The 18,337-nt window shown below is 40.9% G+C and carries 22 protein-coding genes; 3 read left to right on the top strand and 19 right to left on the bottom strand.

Features of this window, described 5'->3' with window-relative positions; all coding sequences use genetic code 11:
• Nucleotides 1-3 precede the first annotated feature (3 nt).
• Nucleotides 4-1,443: a TrkH family potassium uptake protein gene (locus tag SRA_RS02140; RefSeq protein ID WP_003087098.1), complete on the top strand. Its 1,440-nt coding sequence runs from the start codon at nt 4-6 to the stop codon at nt 1,441-1,443.
• A gap of 353 nt (nt 1,444-1,796) precedes the next feature.
• Here the strand turns inward: SRA_RS02140 and yidD are convergent, their stop codons facing one another.
• The 14 genes from yidD to SRA_RS02070 form a co-directional block, all read right to left on the bottom strand.
• Nucleotides 1,797-2,039, bottom strand: coding sequence for a membrane protein insertion efficiency factor YidD (gene yidD / locus SRA_RS02135; RefSeq protein WP_003087094.1), 243 nt, complete (start codon nt 2,037-2,039; stop codon nt 1,797-1,799).
• On the bottom strand, nt 2,036-2,764 hold the full coding sequence (locus SRA_RS02130) for a pseudouridine synthase (RefSeq protein WP_003087091.1): 729 nt from the start codon (nt 2,762-2,764) through the stop codon (nt 2,036-2,038). Before SRA_RS02130 ends, yidD begins: the two co-directional genes overlap by 4 nt.
• Nucleotides 2,754-3,341 carry an SMC-Scp complex subunit ScpB gene (scpB, locus tag SRA_RS02125; protein ID WP_003087088.1) on the bottom strand — a complete coding sequence of 196 codons (588 nt, stop codon included), beginning with the start codon at nt 3,339-3,341 and terminating at the stop codon, nt 2,754-2,756. The genes SRA_RS02130 and scpB overlap by 11 nt, the downstream gene beginning before the upstream one ends.
• Nucleotides 3,338-4,045: a segregation/condensation protein A gene (locus SRA_RS02120; protein WP_003087085.1), complete on the bottom strand. Its 708-nt coding sequence runs from the start codon at nt 4,043-4,045 to the stop codon at nt 3,338-3,340. The genes scpB and SRA_RS02120 overlap by 4 nt, the downstream gene beginning before the upstream one ends.
• Entirely contained in the window at nt 4,045-4,785 is a 741-nt protein-coding gene (gene xerD, locus SRA_RS02115) for a site-specific tyrosine recombinase XerD (protein WP_003087082.1), read from the bottom strand. The genes SRA_RS02120 and xerD overlap by 1 nt, the downstream gene beginning before the upstream one ends.
• The gene (gene cbpB, locus SRA_RS02110) at nt 4,782-5,243 is read right to left on the bottom strand and encodes a cyclic-di-AMP-binding protein CbpB (protein WP_003087080.1); all 462 of its coding nucleotides are present in this window, start codon (nt 5,241-5,243) and stop codon (nt 4,782-4,784) included. The genes xerD and cbpB overlap by 4 nt, the downstream gene beginning before the upstream one ends.
• Nucleotides 5,240-5,758 (bottom strand): metallophosphoesterase, encoded by a 519-nt coding sequence (locus SRA_RS02105; RefSeq protein ID WP_003087077.1) that lies wholly within the window; start codon nt 5,756-5,758, stop codon nt 5,240-5,242. The genes cbpB and SRA_RS02105 overlap by 4 nt, the downstream gene beginning before the upstream one ends.
• Nucleotides 5,740-6,720: a nucleoside-triphosphate diphosphatase gene (locus tag SRA_RS02100; protein ID WP_003087074.1), complete on the bottom strand. Its 981-nt coding sequence runs from the start codon at nt 6,718-6,720 to the stop codon at nt 5,740-5,742. Before SRA_RS02100 ends, SRA_RS02105 begins: the two co-directional genes overlap by 19 nt.
• A complete protein-coding gene (racE, locus tag SRA_RS02095; protein ID WP_003087072.1) occupies nt 6,717-7,511 on the bottom strand; it encodes a glutamate racemase in 795 nt (264 codons plus the stop codon). Before racE ends, SRA_RS02100 begins: the two co-directional genes overlap by 4 nt.
• Before the next feature lie 51 nt (nt 7,512-7,562).
• A complete protein-coding gene (locus SRA_RS02090) occupies nt 7,563-7,811 on the bottom strand; it encodes a YneF family protein (protein ID WP_003087069.1) in 249 nt (82 codons plus the stop codon).
• Between the two features lie 120 nt (nt 7,812-7,931).
• Nucleotides 7,932-9,182 (bottom strand): diaminopimelate decarboxylase, encoded by a 1,251-nt coding sequence (locus tag SRA_RS02085; protein WP_003087053.1) that lies wholly within the window; start codon nt 9,180-9,182, stop codon nt 7,932-7,934.
• A 199-nt stretch (nt 9,183-9,381) separates the two neighbouring features.
• Nucleotides 9,382-10,071 (bottom strand): Bax inhibitor-1/YccA family protein, encoded by a 690-nt coding sequence (locus tag SRA_RS02080; protein WP_003087051.1) that lies wholly within the window; start codon nt 10,069-10,071, stop codon nt 9,382-9,384.
• Between the two features lie 20 nt (nt 10,072-10,091).
• Nucleotides 10,092-10,595, bottom strand: a complete 504-nt coding sequence (locus SRA_RS02075) for an HD domain-containing protein (RefSeq protein WP_003087049.1) — start codon at nt 10,593-10,595, stop codon at nt 10,092-10,094.
• A 35-nt stretch (nt 10,596-10,630) separates the two neighbouring features.
• Complete coding sequence (locus SRA_RS02070; protein ID WP_003087047.1) at nt 10,631-11,371, bottom strand: TrmH family RNA methyltransferase; 741 nt, start codon at nt 11,369-11,371, stop codon at nt 10,631-10,633.
• Between the two features lie 32 nt (nt 11,372-11,403).
• Here SRA_RS02070 and SRA_RS02065 point away from each other — a divergent pair, with 32 nt between their 5' ends.
• Entirely contained in the window at nt 11,404-11,682 is a 279-nt protein-coding gene (locus SRA_RS02065) for an acylphosphatase (RefSeq protein WP_003087046.1), read from the top strand.
• 90 nt (nt 11,683-11,772) lie between these two features.
• On the top strand, nt 11,773-12,705 hold the full coding sequence (gene yidC / locus SRA_RS02060) for a membrane protein insertase YidC (protein ID WP_003087044.1): 933 nt from the start codon (nt 11,773-11,775) through the stop codon (nt 12,703-12,705).
• Nucleotides 12,706-13,034: 329 nt separating this feature from the next.
• Here the strand turns inward: yidC and greA are convergent, their stop codons facing one another.
• The 5 genes from greA to zapJ form a co-directional block, all read right to left on the bottom strand.
• Complete coding sequence (greA, locus tag SRA_RS02055) at nt 13,035-13,517, bottom strand: transcription elongation factor GreA (RefSeq protein WP_003087042.1); 483 nt, start codon at nt 13,515-13,517, stop codon at nt 13,035-13,037.
• A gap of 231 nt (nt 13,518-13,748) precedes the next feature.
• Entirely contained in the window at nt 13,749-15,533 is a 1,785-nt protein-coding gene (gene mltG / locus SRA_RS02050; protein WP_404827215.1) for an endolytic transglycosylase MltG, read from the bottom strand.
• Nucleotides 15,534-15,800: 267 nt separating this feature from the next.
• A complete protein-coding gene (locus tag SRA_RS02045; RefSeq protein ID WP_003087039.1) occupies nt 15,801-16,292 on the bottom strand; it encodes a GNAT family N-acetyltransferase in 492 nt (163 codons plus the stop codon).
• Nucleotides 16,293-16,346: 54 nt separating this feature from the next.
• Nucleotides 16,347-17,678 (bottom strand): UDP-N-acetylmuramate--L-alanine ligase, encoded by a 1,332-nt coding sequence (gene murC / locus SRA_RS02040; RefSeq protein ID WP_003087038.1) that lies wholly within the window; start codon nt 17,676-17,678, stop codon nt 16,347-16,349.
• Nucleotides 17,679-17,694: 16 nt separating this feature from the next.
• Nucleotides 17,695-18,285, bottom strand: a complete 591-nt coding sequence (gene zapJ / locus SRA_RS02035) for a divisome accessory protein ZapJ (protein ID WP_003087037.1) — start codon at nt 18,283-18,285, stop codon at nt 17,695-17,697.
• Nucleotides 18,286-18,337 lie beyond the last annotated feature (52 nt).

Here is an 18,337-nt window from a genome sequence, read left to right as displayed (position 1 = left end):
GCTATGAATAAAAGTATGGTACGCTTTCTCTTGTCAAAATTACTGCTGATCGAAGCTGCGCTTCTTATTGTTCCCTTAGCTGTCGCTCTGATTTATCAGGAAGATCGAACAGTTATGTTTAGTCTTTTAGGCACTATGGCTATTCTGATTCTTCTTGGAAGCCTTGGTATTATTTTTAAACCTAAAAACCGGCATATTTATACCAAGGAGGGGCTGCTGATTGTTGCTCTTTGCTGGGTGCTTTGGTCCTTCTTTGGAGCACTGCCCTTTGTTTTTACCGGTCAAATTCCTAATATTATCGATGCTTTTTTTGAAATCAGCTCAGGTTTTACAACAACTGGGGCCACTATCTTGCCGGACGTTTCTGTTTTATCCCATTCACTGCTCTTCTGGCGCAGTTTCACTCACCTTATTGGCGGAATGGGAGTACTGGTTTTTGCTCTTGCCATTATGGAAAACAGCAAAAACAGCCATCTGGAAGTCATGCGGGCAGAAGTTCCAGGGCCTGTCTTTGGCAAGGTTGTCTCTAAGCTCAAGAACACAGCTCAGATTCTCTACATTATCTATCTGGCTATGTTTACAATTTTCACCGTCCTTCTTTGGTTTGCAGGCATGCCTTTATACGACAGTCTAGTTACGGCAATGGGAACTGCCGGAACCGGCGGCTTCACTGTCTTTAATGATGGTATTGCCCACTACCACAGTTCGCTGATTACAAACTTGGTCTCAGTGGGAATGCTGGCTTTCGGTGTCAACTTTAATCTTTATTATTTGCTGCTGATACGCAAGTTTAAATCCTTCTTTGGCGACGAAGAACTCCGAACCTATATCGGAATTGCTTTAGCAGCCACTATTTTAATCTGGTTAAATGTTGGCAATCTTTTCTCCTCAACAAAAGAAGGCTTGGAAATTTCTTTCTTTGAAGTTTCTACCGTCATGACAACAACTGGTTTTGGGATTACCAATCTAACTGTCTGGCCGCTTTTTTCACAATTCATTCTGCTTTTGCTAATGTTTATTGGAGGATCAGCCGGTTCAACAGCAGGTGGTTTTAAGGTGATGCGGACCTTGATTGTATCAAAAATCACTAAAAACCAAGTCCTTTCAAGCCTTTATCCTAATCGTGTCTTGTCATTGCACATTAATCATCAGCCATTAGATAAAAAGACTCAGCACAGTGTTCTTAAATATCTAGCTATTTATATTTTTATCTTCATCGGCTTAGTTCTCATTCTGACCCTTGACAATAATAATCTCATGATTGTAACGAGTGCGGCAGCCAGTGCTTTTAATAATATTGGTCCTATTTTGGGAACAGATAAAACTTTTGCTATTTTTAGTCCGTTTTCAAAGCTAGTTCTCTCTTTTGCAATGATTGCAGGACGGCTGGAAATTTATCCAATGCTGCTGCTCTTTATTCCAAGAACTTGGTCTAAAACTTAGCAGCTGCTTCGTCAGTCCTTATATAAGCAGACAGTACTGTTTTCCTATATTGCAGCTCCTCACTTAGGTTTTTAGTGAGCTCTGCCAATCAAGTAGATCTTAAATCATAAAAGTAAACAGCGGCCTGATTCCTAAATTGTAATAAGGGAGTCAGGCCCTTTCCTTTGCTCTGACAGCATTCAGAACTTCAGAGCTGTAAAAGTTGCAGTCACAGTCTGCTTTGACTAATTTTTCTTCAGTCGACATTATCAAAAAGCACCCCAAAAATTGGCTTTTTTGCCTAATTTTTGGGGGTACTGTTCTGCTTTCAATGAAGTAATATTCTTAAGACCGCTGCAGGGCATCAGATTATTTTAACTGTCTTTGTCATTTCTCCGCAAAGTAAAGTGATCCGGCACCGGATCCTGACCGCCTTTGACAAAAGGATGGCAGCGCAAAATTCTGGCAATTCCCATCAAGAACCCCTTTAAACCGTGCTTTTCAATAGCTTCAATCATGTAAGCTGAGCAAGTAGGGCGATAGCGGCAGGACGCAGGAAAAAAGGGTGAAATGAATTTCTGATAGAATCTGACTGGCGCAATGAGCAATTTTTTCATTTGTTTGTTCGATTGACAGCTGCATTGTAGAGCTGACTGATTTCCTTTTTATTTAACCGTCTTGATTCTCCCGGACGCAGTCCTGACAAATCAAGCGTACCAAAGCGCGTTCGTGACAGCTTATCAACTGTTAAGCCCACTGCCTCAAACATTTTCTTAACCTGATGGTTGCGCCCTTCATGAATGACCAATTCAACAACTGAGCGATTCTTTTCTCGGTCTGTTTTGAGAATCGTATAACGAGCAGGCTTGGTTGTTCTGCCGTCAATAAGCACACCACGTGTTAAGGGACGCAGGTTATTCTTATCCGCAATCCCTTTCACACGCGCCACATAGACCTTATCAATCTCATTGCGCGGATGGATCATTTTGTCTGTAAAATCACCGTCATTGGTTAAAATCAAAAGGCCTGAAGTGTCCCAATCCAAACGGCCGACAGGATAAATCCGCTCTTGAACTTGAGGCAGCAAATCAATAACAGTCTTTCGCCCCTTATCATCAGAAACACTGGAGATTACTCCGCGCGGTTTATTGAGTAGGTAATAAACTTTTTCTTCATTATAAATAGGCTGACCGTCAATTTCAACCTTATCTCCTGATTTAACAGTCGTTGCCAGTTCAGTAACCACTTGACCGTTAAGGGTCACAAGTCCTTGTTTAATCAGCTCTTCAGCCTTGCGACGGCTGGCAACCCCTGCATGTGCAATATATTTATTAATTCTCATTTTCTTCCTTTACTTCTTCAAGCGATTCGTCTTTATTGCTAAAAAGCGTAAACTCTTCGTCTTTTAATTGGATACCGGAAGCATCCGGCAATTCTTCCAGACTGTTGATTCCCATATAATCCAAAAAATAATCTGTCGTCACATAAAGATTCGGCCGTCCCAGTACTTCTTTTTTCCCATTTTCACGGATTAAATCAAAAGCTTGAAGTTTCGAAATGGCACTGCTGGAATTGACACCCCGAATATCATCGACCTCAATTCGAGTGATGGGCTGTTTATAAGCAATAATAGACAGCACCTCAAGACTGGCTCGGGACAGGCTCTGATTAATCGGACTTTTAGAATACTGGCGCAAAAGCTCTGCATAGTCCTTTTTAGTCACCAGCTTATAGGTTTTTGAAGACTCCATCAAACAAAGGGCAGAGCTGCCATCCGCTTCATATTTCTGAGCCAGTTTTTCCAGCTGCTGAATCAGGGCCGGGACAGGCATATCCAAGAGAGCAGCCAGCTGACGCAAGCCAAGTCCATCCTCTCCTGCTACAAACAAGAGCGCTTCTATCTTTGACAGAGGGGTCATGCATTTTCCTTTCTTAAAATAATATCACTAAAATTATGTTCCTGCCAGACCGAAAGACGGTGTACTTTAATTAATTCCAAAGTGGCTAAAAAGATAGTCACCATCTCGTTAACCGAAACAGCTTCTTTAAAAAGGAGCGACAAATTAATCTCTTTTTGACTGGCGACTTTCTTTTCAATAACCAGCATCATATCTTCAATACGGTAGTCATCGCTGTCAATTGTGGTATGGCTGTTTTTAATGTCTTCTTGTTTTTCAGCCATAACCTTTGAAAAGGCCAGAAAAATATCCACAACTGATTTATCCTGCCTAAGTTCAACGTCATCATAAATCAGCTCTAGCTTAGGTTTAGAAAAATGCTGTGCCCGTTCACTGTGCTTAAGGGCCAACTGTTCCCCTAAAAGCTTATAAGTCCGGTATTCTTCAATTTGCTGTAATAACTGCAGCTCCGGATCTTCTTCAGGCTCAACACTTTCGACAACCTTAGGGAGCAGTTTGCGGCTTTTAATCAGCATTAATTGACTAGCCATGACCATATATTCACCAGCCACTTCAAGCTTCATAGCCTGCAGCGTTGCAATATAAGCCAAATATTGCTCAATAACATCAACAATAGGAACATCATAAATATCAACTTCATATTTAGAGACCAGATGCAAAAGCAAATCCAGCGGTCCTTCAAAATCTTTTAATTTAATATCCATCAGTTTTTAAAATACTTTTCCAAAGTTACAGGACTTTTAAGGCCCAGATGTTTGGCCAAATCCAACATACTGACACCCTTGTTTTTAGCCTTGATAATGTATTGCTCCCGCAATTTCTGAGCTGTCATTTCCTTGAGATTCACAGACGCCAAATAATGACTTAATTTATTAAAAAGCCACTGACGCGAATAAGGCTCTCCCTTATTGTCAAAGAGGTAGACAGCTCCTTCTTCTTTTTCCGGTATGTGAGAGAGCAGCCGTTCAGTCAGTTCCAAAACTCTCATGGACTGGCTGCTTATCACTGTCAGTACTTGAAAATCCAAAGCAATATTTTCCCACTTCAGCCGGGCAATCTCACTTGGAGAAAGGCCTAATTCTGCGATCAAAAGAGCAATAAGCTGCCCTGTACGGTCAGCAGCTTTTTCATAGAGGACAGACAGATCTATTTCTTGGTAGACAGGCCTTGCAAGCGGCAGTTTTTCCTTATTTTTAATTTTGTAAAAATGATCCAATTTCTTATGCTCATACAAAAAGAAAAGAAATTGATTGACAGCTGAAATTTTACGTTTTTTAGCTGAGATCTTTAAGTCTGTCAGCGATTGCTCATACAGTTTGAGCTTGTTTGGATTGACTTTTCCTTTAGTAATCTCTGCAAACTGCTGCAGATCATAGAGATAGGATTTTTGCGAATTTGAAGATAAGGATTTACTAGCAATAAATTCTGGAATAAGTGTTATCATTTTTTTGTTAGTGTGTATTCGTTTGTAAATTCATGAAGCAGGCTGTTCAGTGCTTTCAAAATAACTTTTCGTGTAATGATACCTAAAAAGGTACCATCAGCTTCAACGACCGGCAGAAAATTAGCATCCACTAATTTGTGCATCACCTCAGTCAAATCAGCATTAGGTCCTACAGTCGCATAACTGCCATTAGTCATATAGGAGATATCCAGTGCAGCCAGCTTTTCATCATCAATATCTTCTTCTTGCTGATACCTAACAATATCTGACATACTGATTGTACCAACATATTTTTTATCTTTGGTAATGACAGGCACTCGCGAAAAGCCATTGTTAGCAAGGAGCAGCATGACATGGGCTGTATTATGGGTATCAATAAAAATCGCCAATTCTTCAGCCGGAGTCAGGTCATTTTCCAAAAGCGGTTTTAAGAAAGTTTCAAATTCTTTTGCTATCATCGTTTTATTTCCTGTGAAAGTGCTGGATAGATCTCATGATCCCTTGTGAAATAATCTACTTTAATAGTATTTTCATTAAAACATACTTTGGCATACAGGCGTTCGTTAATATCGCCGCGAGGCTGAGAAACACTGCCCGGATTGATAAAAACAGTTTTGCCGTTTTTCCAGACGGCCGGTCTGTGAAGGTGCCCATAGATACAAAGATCTGCATCCTTTTCTTGAGCCCAAAGATCCAGACGTTCAAAGCCAAAATTAATATTAAATAAATGACCATGTGTCTGAGCGACTGTCAAATTAGGCAGTTCGGTTACAAGAGAATCCGGATAATCCCCAAAATCACAATTGCCGCGGACCACCTGAATCCCTTCCCAAATGGGGTCACTGGCAGGCAGCTCAGAGTCGCCGTTATGAAAAATAGCATCTGCCTTGCCTAAATACCGTTCTTTTATGTCTTTTACAATTTGCCGATCCCCATGTGAATCACTCATGATAATTAATGTGCCTTCTGCCATGCCGGGAATACCTCCATAAGCTTTTTAACAGCTTGTCCTCTGTGAGAAATGTCATTTTTTTCCTGAGCTGAGAGCTCTGCTGCAGTCTTTCCACTCTCTCCTACGATAAACAGCGGATCGTAACCAAAACCATTGCTGCCCTTAGCTTCCATACCAATATACCCTGGCCAGTCCGCCTCAACCACTAAACTTTCTTTGTTGGGAGCAGCAACAACTAAGGTCGTATGAAAGTGAGCTGAACGATCTTTAAGGTCAAATACCATGGCTAATTCATGCAAAAGCTTGGCATTGTTCTTTTGATCCGTAGCATCAGGTCCAGAAAAGCGAGCTGACCAGACACCCGGCAAACCGCCTAAAATATCAACCTGCAGTCCTGAATCATCAGCTAAGACCATCTTGCCTGTCAGCTTAGAAATCGTTTCTGCCTTAAGCCGAGCATTTTCTTCGAAAGTTAAACCTGTCTCCTCAACTTCGGGAAGTTCAGGATAGTGATTAAGGTTTTCGACTTTAAGCCCCAGCTTAGCAAACATCTGACTGAATTCTTTAGTCTTTCCTTCATTGCGGGTTGCAATCAGGATACTGTCTCCAGGGATAGCAGAGTGATTATTTTCTTCGCCGAAAAATTCACTGACTGTCAGACCTCCCTTAGGCAGGCAGATTAGAACCAAGCGGTCTTCTTCTGTAACCAATACAGCACCTTTATGACTGCTGGCCTCATAGGTATGTTGCTGTTGGTCATTGATCATTTCTAAAAAAAACTGAACCAAGGCCATACTGGAGGCAATTCTGACAACAGTTAGCATCAAGGAGCTTCCCTCATCAAGCAGACTTCTCAGGTCTCTTACAAGAGAACCATAGGTCTTTTTCGCTTCTTCTTGATAATATACTGATGAGTCAGTCTCAGAGTATTGGCCGATAAACCAGTTTTGCTCATCTTTATATTCGTATATTTTTGAATTCATAAAGTAACATGCTCCACTTCAATAGTCAAAGGCAGCCAATCATCAGCAATTTCTTTAAAGCTGGTGGTACTGGCGGTTGTATAAAAACGATGTTCCTGATTTTCTAAGCCGCGGCTGCGGTTAATTTCAAAATAATTCAGCAGCACAGAAATATCGCGCACACACTCTGCTCCGCTGTCAATCAGCTTGACACCGGGACCCATAACATTTTGAATAATAGGCTTTAAAAGAGGGTAGTGTGTACAACCCAGCACCAGCGTATCAATTTTACCAGCTAAGGGAGCCAGATTTTCATAAACAATTTTTTTGGCTACACTGGAATGAATCTCATTAGACTCAACAATAGGAACAAAATTGGGACAGGCCAGACTAGTCACTGCCATCTGCGGTGATAAATCTAATATCTTTTTTTCGTAAATATTAGATTTGATAGTCATAGGTGTTCCAATGACACCGATTCTGCCGGATGCGGTGGACTTAATCGCTGCGCTTGAACCCGGCAAAATCACGCCCAGAACAGGAATATCAAGTTCTTCTTTAACCTCTTCCCAAGCGACAGCTGTCGCTGTATTGCAGGCAAAAACAATCATTTTGACATTTTTAGTCAAAAGGAAATTCACCAATTCCCAGGTATATTTCTTGATTTGCTCAGCCGGACGCGGTCCATAAGGAGCACGCGCCGAGTCCCCAATATAGACGACTTCTTCATGGGGGAGCTGGCGCATAAGCTCACGCACAACAGTCAAGCCTCCCACGCCAGAATCTAAAAAACCAATAGGTCTGTTATCCATAGCTGTCTTCTTTCTAAAATAAGACTAGGAAAACCCAGTCTTATAAAAGATTTATTTCTTCTTTTTAGCCTTTGCTTTAGCAGCTTTTTGCTGTTTATTCATTTGACGGACAACCTGCTGCACCTTAGCTTCGCTTGGTTTTTGTCCCATCTGGCTCATCATGTTGCGAATAACATCTTCATTGAGCGGCGGATTTTCTTCTAAATATTTTTCCATTTGCCTGCGAGCAATAAAAGTACCTCCGACAAGTCCTGCCAGCAGGGCAATAATAACTAATACAATCCAAAGAAAAGTGTTCATTTTTGTTCTCCTAAATTTTTTACATGAATATTATATCAGATTTGAAAACCTTTCACAAATAAAATAGCATAAAAAGAGCCAGAGCGAAAAGGGCTGCTTTTCACTCTGGCTTTCAAAACTTTACTCATCAAAATTAAATCCATACAGTGTTGCAAAATAATCCTCTGGCGTCTCTGCACGGCGAATCATTTGAGCTGTTCCATCTTCCTGGAAAAGAATTTCTGCTGAACGCAGGCGGCCATTGTAATTGTAGTCCATCGAAAAGCCGTGGGCTCCTGTATCATGGATAATAAGTGTATCACCAACACGTGCTTCGGGAAGTTCCCGCTGCTTTGCAAACTTATCATTATTTTCACACAAACTGCCAACAACATCTACAATCTGCAGTTTTCCATCAGGGTTGCTGATATTGGTGATATGATGATAAGCATCATACATGGCTGGCCGAAACAGATTAACAGCACTGGCATCAACACCGACATAGCGGCGGTAAGTATCCTTTAAATGGAGAACCTTCGTGACAAGATGCCCATGAGAAGCCAACATAAAGCGTCCAAGTTCCGTATAAATGCTGATGTGACCCAAGCCATTTGGTACCAAAATCTCGTCAAAGACACGATGAACGCCTTTACCGATAAGTGCAATGTCGTTTTGCTGGTCCGCTGGCGTATAATCCACGCCAACACCGCCTGAAAGGTTGATAAAATCGAGGCTGATACCAAGTTCTTGCTTGATTTCAACGGCAAGGTTAAAGAGCTGTGCGGCCAAAGTCGGATAGTAGTCGTTAGTCACTGTATTGGATGCCAAGAAAGCATGCAAACCAAAAGACCTAACACCTTTAGCTTTCAAGTCTTTATAACCTTGGAAAAGCTGCTCTTTGGTCATTCCAAACTTAGATTCTTCTGGATTGTCCATGATGGCCGTACCCAGCGTAAAGACACCGCCAGGATTATAGCGAAGCGAAACCGTTTCCGGAAGCCCAGCTACTTCTTCCAAAAAAGCAATATGCTCATAAGCATCAAGATTGATGGTTGCCCCAATCTCACGCGCATAGACAAATTCAGACGGACGCGTATCGTTGGAAGTGAAACTAATCGAACTGCTGTCAAAACCGACTTTGTGACTCAGGAGCAATTCCACATCAGTTGCACAGTCAACACCACAGCCCTCTTCCTGTAAAATTTTAAGGATGGTTGGATTTGGGGTCGCCTTAACAGCAAAAAATTCCTTAAACCCCTGATTCCACGCAAAGGCTTTATTAACAGCACGGGCTGTTTCACGAATGCCTTTTTCATCGTAAAGGTGGAAAGGAGTCGGAAACTGTACTGTTATCTTGTCTAACTGTTCTTTTGAAATAAAGGGTGTTTTCATAGCATCTCCCAAATTAATATTTTTACCATTATACCACAAAAAAGAACTAGGCAAAACTCCCTTCCCCAGTTCACTTCTCATTTGCTAAATTAAAAGTTATTAAAATAGCAAATCTCGGCATAAATACAGTTGGATAAGATTAAAAAAGAGCGGTAGAAACAGCCATGATGACTGTTTCTACTACTCTCTCCTTGCTATTTTAATCATTTCTGCCAAAGATACGCAGTAAATTGAGGAATAGATTGATAAAGTCCAGATAAAGGTTAAGTGCCATTGATACTGCCCAGCCGTCACCGACATTGCCGCCGGTATGTTCATAAACACGTTTTATCAGCTGATTATCATAAGCAATGAGCCCTGAGAAAATCAATACTGAAAGAATACTGATAATATAGCTCATAGCTCCGCTGCCAATGAAGATATTGATCACACTGGCAATAATGATGCCGATTAGAGCGGCTATCAAAGCCTTAGCCATGCCTGATAAGTCTTTTTTCACGGTAACACCGATAAGTGACATAGCAAAGAAAACTGCTGCGGATGAGACAAAGGCCTGCAGAACCGTTGTCTGCGCATAAAGAGCAATGATAAAGCTAAGTGTAAAGCCATTCAAAGCCGAATAAGTGAGAAACAGCGGCAGAGCTGCGGGACTGTTCTTGCGGGCAGCATTGCTTGCAATCAAGACAAGAGCAAGCTCTCCAAAAATAGCCAGATAATAGATCCAGACAGCATTTGTCATGATAGCTATCATATTATCCCGAAAAACATAAAGCATCAGATATGAAACCAAGGCCGATAAACCAATTCCCATTCCGACCAAGCTGTAAATTTTTGCGAAGAAACTGCTGAGTTTACTATCGCTTTGTGTATAAATTGTGTTATTCTCCATTTGCTTTCTCCTAAAATTTTTTAATGATTGTGACTGCCCAAAAACTTGCGGCGCAGAATCCGGCGTTTATGCCATTTATTGCGTAGAGGCGTTATCGCTTCCTTAATAGCCCAGTATTTATCAACCATAGTCACGATATAACCTTCTTTATAGCGAGGCGGAGCAATCGTAGCTCCCCACATATGCTTTACGATTATATCTTCTTCTCTTTTATTTAATTTGGTCACTTTGCGGGCATTCTTGACAGCGATTCTAGGGTGTACCCAGGCATGTCCCTTGTTAAATTTGGTGTCACGCCAATCATAATAAAACAAATCATGCAAAAGCCCCCCGCGGGCCGTACTTCTCGCATCCCAGCCAAACTTTTTGGCAATCTTATAACTGGTATAACTGACATTAATGGAATGCTCGGAACGTGTCGAATGCTGATGCTGAACAATCCCATCCAGCTTTTTAAAGCGCGGATGATCAATTAGATGTCCGACCAGCTTCATGAATTCCTCGTCCTGTTCGTATTTCTTCATGACTGTCACCTCTTTATCTATTATATCATACCAGCTTAAATTAAGCTAAAAATAATTACAGCAGCAGCGATGGCAACATTGAGACTTTCTGCCTGACCGGGCATGTTAATATGCGTTAAAATATCTGCCTGCTCAGCCATTTCGTGAGAAATTCCCTGTCCCTCATTTCCCATAATCAGCGCAAAGTTTTCGATTTTATCTAAAGTTCGGTAATCAAGAGATTTTTCCGATAAAGTTGTAGCGATGGTTAGAGTGCCAGCTTCTTTCAAAAGTGCCGTCAGCTCCGGCAGCTTAACCCTGTACACAGGAAGATGAAAATGGCTTCCCTGCATGGAACGAAGTGTCTTTAGATTATAAATATCAGCCGTCTTTTGGGAAATAAAAACAGCATCAAAACCAGCGGCATCAGCTGTTCGAATCATGGTTCCTACATTCCCGGGATCCTGAACATCTTCTAAAAGCAGGTATTTCCCAAGAAGATTTTGCGGCAGCTCTGGCTTTGGCAGAGCTATCTCAGCAACAATTCCCTGAGGTGTCTTTGAAGCTGACAGGTCTTTTAAAATTTCTTCTGAAACAATGAAAACATTAGTTAAACCATCCGCCTTAAAAGCATAGTCCCTTAAAACAAAAACATTAAGAATTTCAGCTCCATGTGCTCTGGCCTCTTCAAAAAGATGCCAACCCTCAATCAGGTAAGACTCTTTGCGATACTTTTTTTGTAATAATTTTTTTGTTTTTTTAACCAAAGAATTGGCTTTTGAGGTTATAATAGTCATAAGGATATTATAACAAAAAAGGAGGTAGAAGTATGCAAAAAGTCAGGTTAGTCGTTTCAGGCCGTGTTCAGGGTGTCGGTTTTCGCTATTCAACTTACAGCCTTGCTCTGGAAATAGGCGATATTTACGGCCGTGTCTGGAACAATGATGATGGAACGGTTGAAATCTTAGCACAGTCTGAAAGTCCCGAAAAGATGGCTAAATTTATTCAGGAAGTCAGAAAAGGTCCTTCCCCTTTTTCTAAAGTAACCTATGTGGATGTCAATATGGCTAATTTTGCTGATTACCACGATTTTAAAATGGCTAATTAATTTGTCTAAAAATCATACTTAAGAACTATTGAGAATTTTATGAAAAAACAGTAAAATAGATAGGTATTATTAAAACAAAGGAAGATTATTGTGAAAAAAACTTATAGACGACTTTTATTTTCAGGCCTAGCGCTGTCAATGCTTTTTTTCCTATCAGGCTGTGTACAGACTAAAAATGGCAAGCCAACCGGTGAGGGCTGGGTCTATAACCTCTTAGTTGAACCTATGGGTAATGTTATCAAGTATCTGGCCAATGATTTAGGCATCGGCTTTGGTTTTGCAATTATCATTGTGACCATCGTTGTCCGTCTGCTCATCTTGCCGCTGGGTCTGAGCCAAGTCAAAAAGATGACCTATCAAACGGAAAAAATGGCCTATCTCAAACCTGTTTTTGAACCTATTCAAGAGCGAATGAAGAAAGCCCAGACTCAAGAAGAAAAGATGGCCGCACAGACTGAGCTGATGGAAGCGCAGCGGCACTATGGCATCAGCATGTTTGGCGGTTTTGGCTGTCTGCCTATTCTGATTCAAATGCCGTTCTTCTCTGCGCTCTTCTATGCTACTCGCTATACCCAGGGAATCTCCAGCCATAGCTTTCTTGGTATCAATCTCGGCGAGCCAAGTTTACTCATTACAGTTATCATCGGAATTCTTTATTTTGTCCAGTCATGGCTGTCAACGCGCAGCGTTTCTGAAGCACAGCAGCAGCAAATGAAAGGGATGATGCTGGTAATGCCTCTGATGATGGTTGTTATCTCTATGGGCGCTCCTGCGGGAGGTGCTCTCTACTGGCTGATTAGCGGTATCTTCGGACTCATTCAGCAGCTGCTGACCAATCACATTATCAAGCCAAAACTTCGCCAGCAAATTGATGAGGAATTTGAAAAAAATCCTCCTAAAGCCTTTAAATCCAATACCCGCAAGGATGTTACGCCTAAAAAGCCAGCTAACAGCCAAGCTATCACGGCACCTAAAAAGCATAAGTCTAAACGCAATGCTGGTAAACAGCGCAGCCGAAAATAAAACTGTGGCAGAACAACATAAAAGATACATAATAAAAAATGCTTATTATTAAGCATTTTTTATTGCTAATACTCAATGAAAATCACAATCAGACTAGGCAACGCAGATGCAGGTCGAACTGTCTTCATCAAATCAAGGCGACAAGGTCTGAGTTTATTTTTCGAAGAGTATAACTTATCTATAGGGATTAGATATACCATTGACAAAGAATAATCTTGGTAGGATTTTAAGCCTCTTCTGCCAAGTATTTACTGCTAGAATAGCTGCTTAGCAAACTATAGTAAAACCAGTCTGAACTTGCTTATTCAGACTGGTTTTAAATTGTCCCTTTATTTTGATTTTCTAACTTTGATAATTTCAACTTCATAGCTGCCTGCGGGAGACTCAATAGTAACCTTATCGCCAGTTTTCTTGCCAATCAAGGCCTGCGCAATAGGACTTTCATTAGAGATTTTCCCCGCAAAGACATCGGCTCCGGCAGCTCCGACGATAGAATAAGTATCTTCATCTGTGGTACCGACTTCGCGAACAACAACTGTTTTACCAATGGCTACCTCATTTTTAGCAACAGCGTCGCTGTCAACAATCTCAGCATAACGGATTTTTGTTTCAATGCTTGAAATCTGCCCTTCAACAAAGGCCTGTTCATCTTTGGCAGCTTCATACTCACTGTTTTCTGATAAATCGCCGTAAGAACGGGCAATCTTAATACGCTCAATAACCTCTGGACGGCGAACTAATTTTAAATCTTCAAGTTCCTGTTCAAGTTTTTCCTTTTCAGCAAGCGTCATTGGATAAGTTTTTTCTGACATAGTTAATCTCTCTTTTCTATAAAATAAATAATTTTAGACATGAAAAGGGAGTGGGGCAAGCTTCTGCAAACGCTCAAGCTGCGAAACTTGCCGTCCACCCCTGCAAAGCTGACAGTCTCCAAAAGCCCTAAGACGATTTGGAAAAAATAAATCTAAAAGTCAGCTGCTGCTGTCTTTAAGGTAAGACTGTTAATATTTTTAAGCTGTCGTGTAAACCACTCAGCTCTCTAATTACTCACTGCTTGAGTCTTCTATCTTCTTGTTGACATATTTCTCAACATTAGCAGAATGTTCTTTGTAAGTTTTAGCATAATATACTTTACCCGTTGTGACATCTGCCACAAAGTACAGATCATCGGTAGATTCCGGCTCGACCGCTGCTTTGATAGCAGACAGGCCAGGGTTATCTACTGCACCGGGCATCAAACCCTTATTAGTATAAACATTATAAGGAGACTTGATTTTGGTATTGATATTGGCATCCTCTTTCAAGGTTGTTTTCTCACCTAATTTCCCCATTGCATAAAGAATAGCAATGTTAGACTGAAGAGGCATGTCCTGATCTATACGGTTGTAGAAAACACCCGCAATTTTCTTGCGGTCATCATCTGTTGAGCCTTCTTTTTCAACAAGGGAAGCCACCGTCAAAATGTCATTGACAGACTTACCTTGTGACTCAATACTATCATAATAATTTTGCAAGTTGGCATCCATAGCAGCCAGCATACTGTCAATCAGATCTTCGACACTGGTCTTTTTCTCGTAAGTATAAGTAGCCGGGAACAGATAGCCTTCCAACTGATAAGTTACCTTAGAAGCATCCGGCAGACTGCCTAAGAGTTTAGGATATTTCTTTACCATTTTGCTGATAAAAGCCTTGTCCTGAACTGTTTTTAAAAACTCTTTGGATGTAAAAGGTGTTTTATCTGTTTTTTTCTTAGTGTTGGCATTGCTTGTAATGGCCTTGGCAATCTGCTTGATAGTATAGCCCTCAGGAATCAAGACCTTGCCCAGAACAGGAGCCTGAGGTGTTGTTGTACCTCCCTTTTGAAGGGCTTTAGCGATTTCATCCAGCGACATACTCTTTTGCAAATTATAATAACCGCTCTGCAAATTGCCGTAATTGCGGAATTTAGTATAATAATTGAAAACAGCTGCATTTTTGATAAGTCCAGCTTTTTCAAGAATCTTACCTATCATCCGATTGCCAGAACCACTCGGAATCTCTACCTGAATGTACTTGGAAGATTTAGCATCCACAGGCTTGAGAGCACTAGAAACATAATAGTAGCCAAAAACACCTGTGCCTATCAGTAATACGAGGATGAAGGTAATTAAAACAGTTGAGATTTTTCTAGCCAGTCTGTTAGTTTTCTTACGTTGCTGCTGTCTACTCTTATTCAGGCTGACAGCTGTGTCCTGAGGAGCCTTTTTATCTTTAGATTGGTTAGGTTTTTTCGTAATTTTTGGTGCCTCCTTAGCTTCTTCAAATTTAGGAGTTTCCTCTGCTTTTTCTGCCTCGGTTTCCTCTTTAGGCTGAGGCTTAGCTTGGGTCTTAGATGTCAAATCGGATACAAACAGCTCTTTTGTTTCTTCCTCAATACTGCTTTGATGTTTTCCTATAAAATCAGCAGGCAGCTGCCAGTTTTCCGCTTCGCCGTCATCAAACCAAGTTCCTGTTGTTTTAACTTTTACTTCTAAATTATTAGAAGGATCATTGGCAACAGGTACTTCTGAATCGGCTTCAGCAGGATCTGGATTCGATTGAGCTGTATCTGTTTCTTTCGGGATGGATTTGGAAGTTTGAGATACCTTTGCCGGCGCCTCAGCTGATTGAGATGCTGGCTGAACAGTCTCTTTTTTATCTGACGGGCCGCTCGAATCTGGCGAGAAGACCTCATCTAGGTTGGCTAAAACATCATCAACCACCTGATCTGTAATCTTTCCCTCAGGGACCGGCATCACAACTGCTGTTTCCTCTTTTTTTGCTGCCTGACTGGATGATTCTTCAGGCAGCTGATTATTAGCAGCAGAATGATTTTCAGATCTTCCCATGTCTGACTGCTCAGCCTTGCCTTCTCTGCGCAGGCGGCTGGCTTCTTTCATATCTGCTAAAATTTGTTCTTTAAAACTTTTCGTCTGTTGAGCTTTTTTCTTCTCTTTGTCATTAAAGATACCATCAGTCAAAGCTTAACCTCCTAATGTTTATCACAGGCTATTATAACCTAAAAACGCTTTAAAGGCAATCTTACCAGTTTTTTATTACAGCTGCGTAACAAAAAATTAGATTTCAGGATTATCCCAAACCATATTGTACCAAGTGCTGCCGCCATGATTGGACGATGAGAGACCTTCATCTGTAAAACCATTCATTTCATAATAAGAAATTAAATGTTCATGACAGGTCAGGCTGATTCCTAACCGCTTTTGGGCCACAGCCAGATCCTTCAGGGCTGCCAGCAAGGTCGTTCCAATCCCTTGTTTCTGAAATGGTTTAGACACAGAAAGACTGGTTACTGCAATGTAGCCAGACTGGTTTGGATTGGCCTGAACCGTTTGAAATAAATCATCTGTCAGGTAACGGCTGGTAATCACAGGGCCTTCAATATAGCCTACAAGCTGATCATTTTGTTCGGCTACTAAAAAGGTATCGGCTATTTTTTCAATTCGCTCTTTGATAGCTTTGGGAGCCGCTGCCTCAGCAGCTGAGAAATTTTCAGCTTCAATACGGCTGACTGCTCCTAAATCAGCCAGCTGAACTTGTCTAATCAGCATTTTTTCTCCTTTTAGAAAAAAGGTCTTTACTGAAAAGTAAAGAAATCCTTTATATTATTGTGTATTTTTTGTTAAATTAGATAAGAGTTCTTCAAAGGAACGCTCGTAAAGCTGGATATCTCCTGCTCCCATAAAGACATAGACAGCATTATCATGATCTAAAAGAGGAGAGACATTTTCAACAGTGATAACCTTAGCAGGTTTAATGATTTTTTCTGCTAAGTCTTCTACTTTAACATCACCATGATCTTCCTCACGCGCAGAACCATAAATCTGTGCTAGATAAACACTGTCAGCTTCATTTAAAGCTTCGGCAAAGTCATCTAACAGCGCAATAGTCCTTGTAAAGGTGTGCGGCTGAAAAATAGCTACAATTTCTTTTGATGGATACTTTTGCCGAGCAGCATCAAGCGTTGCAATGATTTCAGTCGGATGGTGTGCGAAGTCATCAATAATAGTCGTATCGTTAATACGTTTTTCTGAAAAACGCCGCTTAACACCAGAGAAAGTCCGCAGATGCTGAGCTACCAATTCCATATCAACACCGGCAGTATACAAATTGGCAATAACGGCTGTCGCATTAAGTACATTGTGGCGGCCAAAAGCCGGTATATGGAAACGTCCCAACTCTTCTTGTCCATGTCTGACCTTAAAGTCAGAGCCGTTGGTATTTCTCATAATCTCATAGGCAACAAAATCATTATCGTCCTTAAAACCATAATAATAAATCGGTGCCGATGACGTTATCTTGCGCAGGTAGGGATCTTCTCCGTAAACAAAAAGACCTTTTTTAACCTGTTTGGCATAATCATTAAAGGCATCAAAAACATCATCTACACTTGTAAAGTAATCAGGATGGTCAAAGTCAATATTTGTGATGATAGAATATTCCGGATGATAGGGCATGAAGTGACGCTCATATTCGTCCGATTCAAAGACAAAATACTGGCTGTTAGCCAGACCGCGTCCTGTACCATCACCAATCAAATAGCTGGTATCCGTAATATTTTTCAGGACATGAGCTAAAAGGCCTGTTGTTGATGTCTTGCCATGAGCTCCCGCCACACCGAGGCTGATAAACTGACGCATAAACTGACCCAAAAACTCGTGATAACGTTTAAAGTGATAACCGTTTTTTACGGCATAGGCAACCTCAATATTATTGTCTTCCCGAAAGGCATTTCCTGCGATAATTTCCATATCATCAGTGATATTCGCTTCGGCAAAAGGCAGGATAGCGATACCTGCTTTTTCAAGACCGTGCTGGGTAAAATAGTACTTATCCACATCACTTCCCTGCACCTTATACCCCATTTGATGGAGCATCAGTGCCAGGGCACTCATCCCTGAACCTTTGATTCCAATAAAGTGAATGGTTTTAGACATGTTTTTAATTTCTCCTCTAGTTAACATCATCAAGACGTTCCAAGTTTAACTCCTGAGCTACATGGCGCTCACGGTGTTCCTGTTTTTCTTTCTGATTATAGATCTGGCTGGTTTTTAAAAAGTCATAATTATTCTTTTTAATATCTTTTCTTGAAGGATTCTCTAGTTCTGAATAATGCTTAGGCAGTTCAGCCAAGATATAAGAATCCTGATGTAGATGATTTGAAAAACGGCCTAGTTCAGTCTTAGGAGCCGGTGTCTCCTTTTCAGATTGCTTGATGACTCCTTTAGAGACCGGTCTGTTATAATCATTGGCAATAAAAGACTGACGCTTCTTTTTCAGATCCTGGCGGGCTTTTTCACGGGCAATTTCAGCGTAGGTTTTTCCTGCCTTTTGTGTCTTAATGCGCTCTGAAGCCACGTCCTGAGGATTAGGATTATCAGGAATAAACTGATAACCTTGAGTTACATCGTCATAAACCTTATCTTCATAAGGACCGTGAATATTGGTGATCAGATCTTCATTTTCATATAAATGCATTATTTTAGCAATTTCAACGACAACCTCATCATCCGCAACCAAGGGAAATTTTCTTTTACGACCCATTAACTCACATCCTTTCTGAAACATTCCTATTATAAACTAAAAACAACAATTT

This window comes from Streptococcus ratti FA-1 = DSM 20564, assembly GCF_000286075.1.
GTDB lineage: Bacteria > Bacillota > Bacilli > Lactobacillales > Streptococcaceae > Streptococcus > Streptococcus ratti.
The sequence above is the reverse complement of the archived record's forward strand: the minus strand, read 5'-3'. Positions and strand labels throughout refer to the sequence as shown.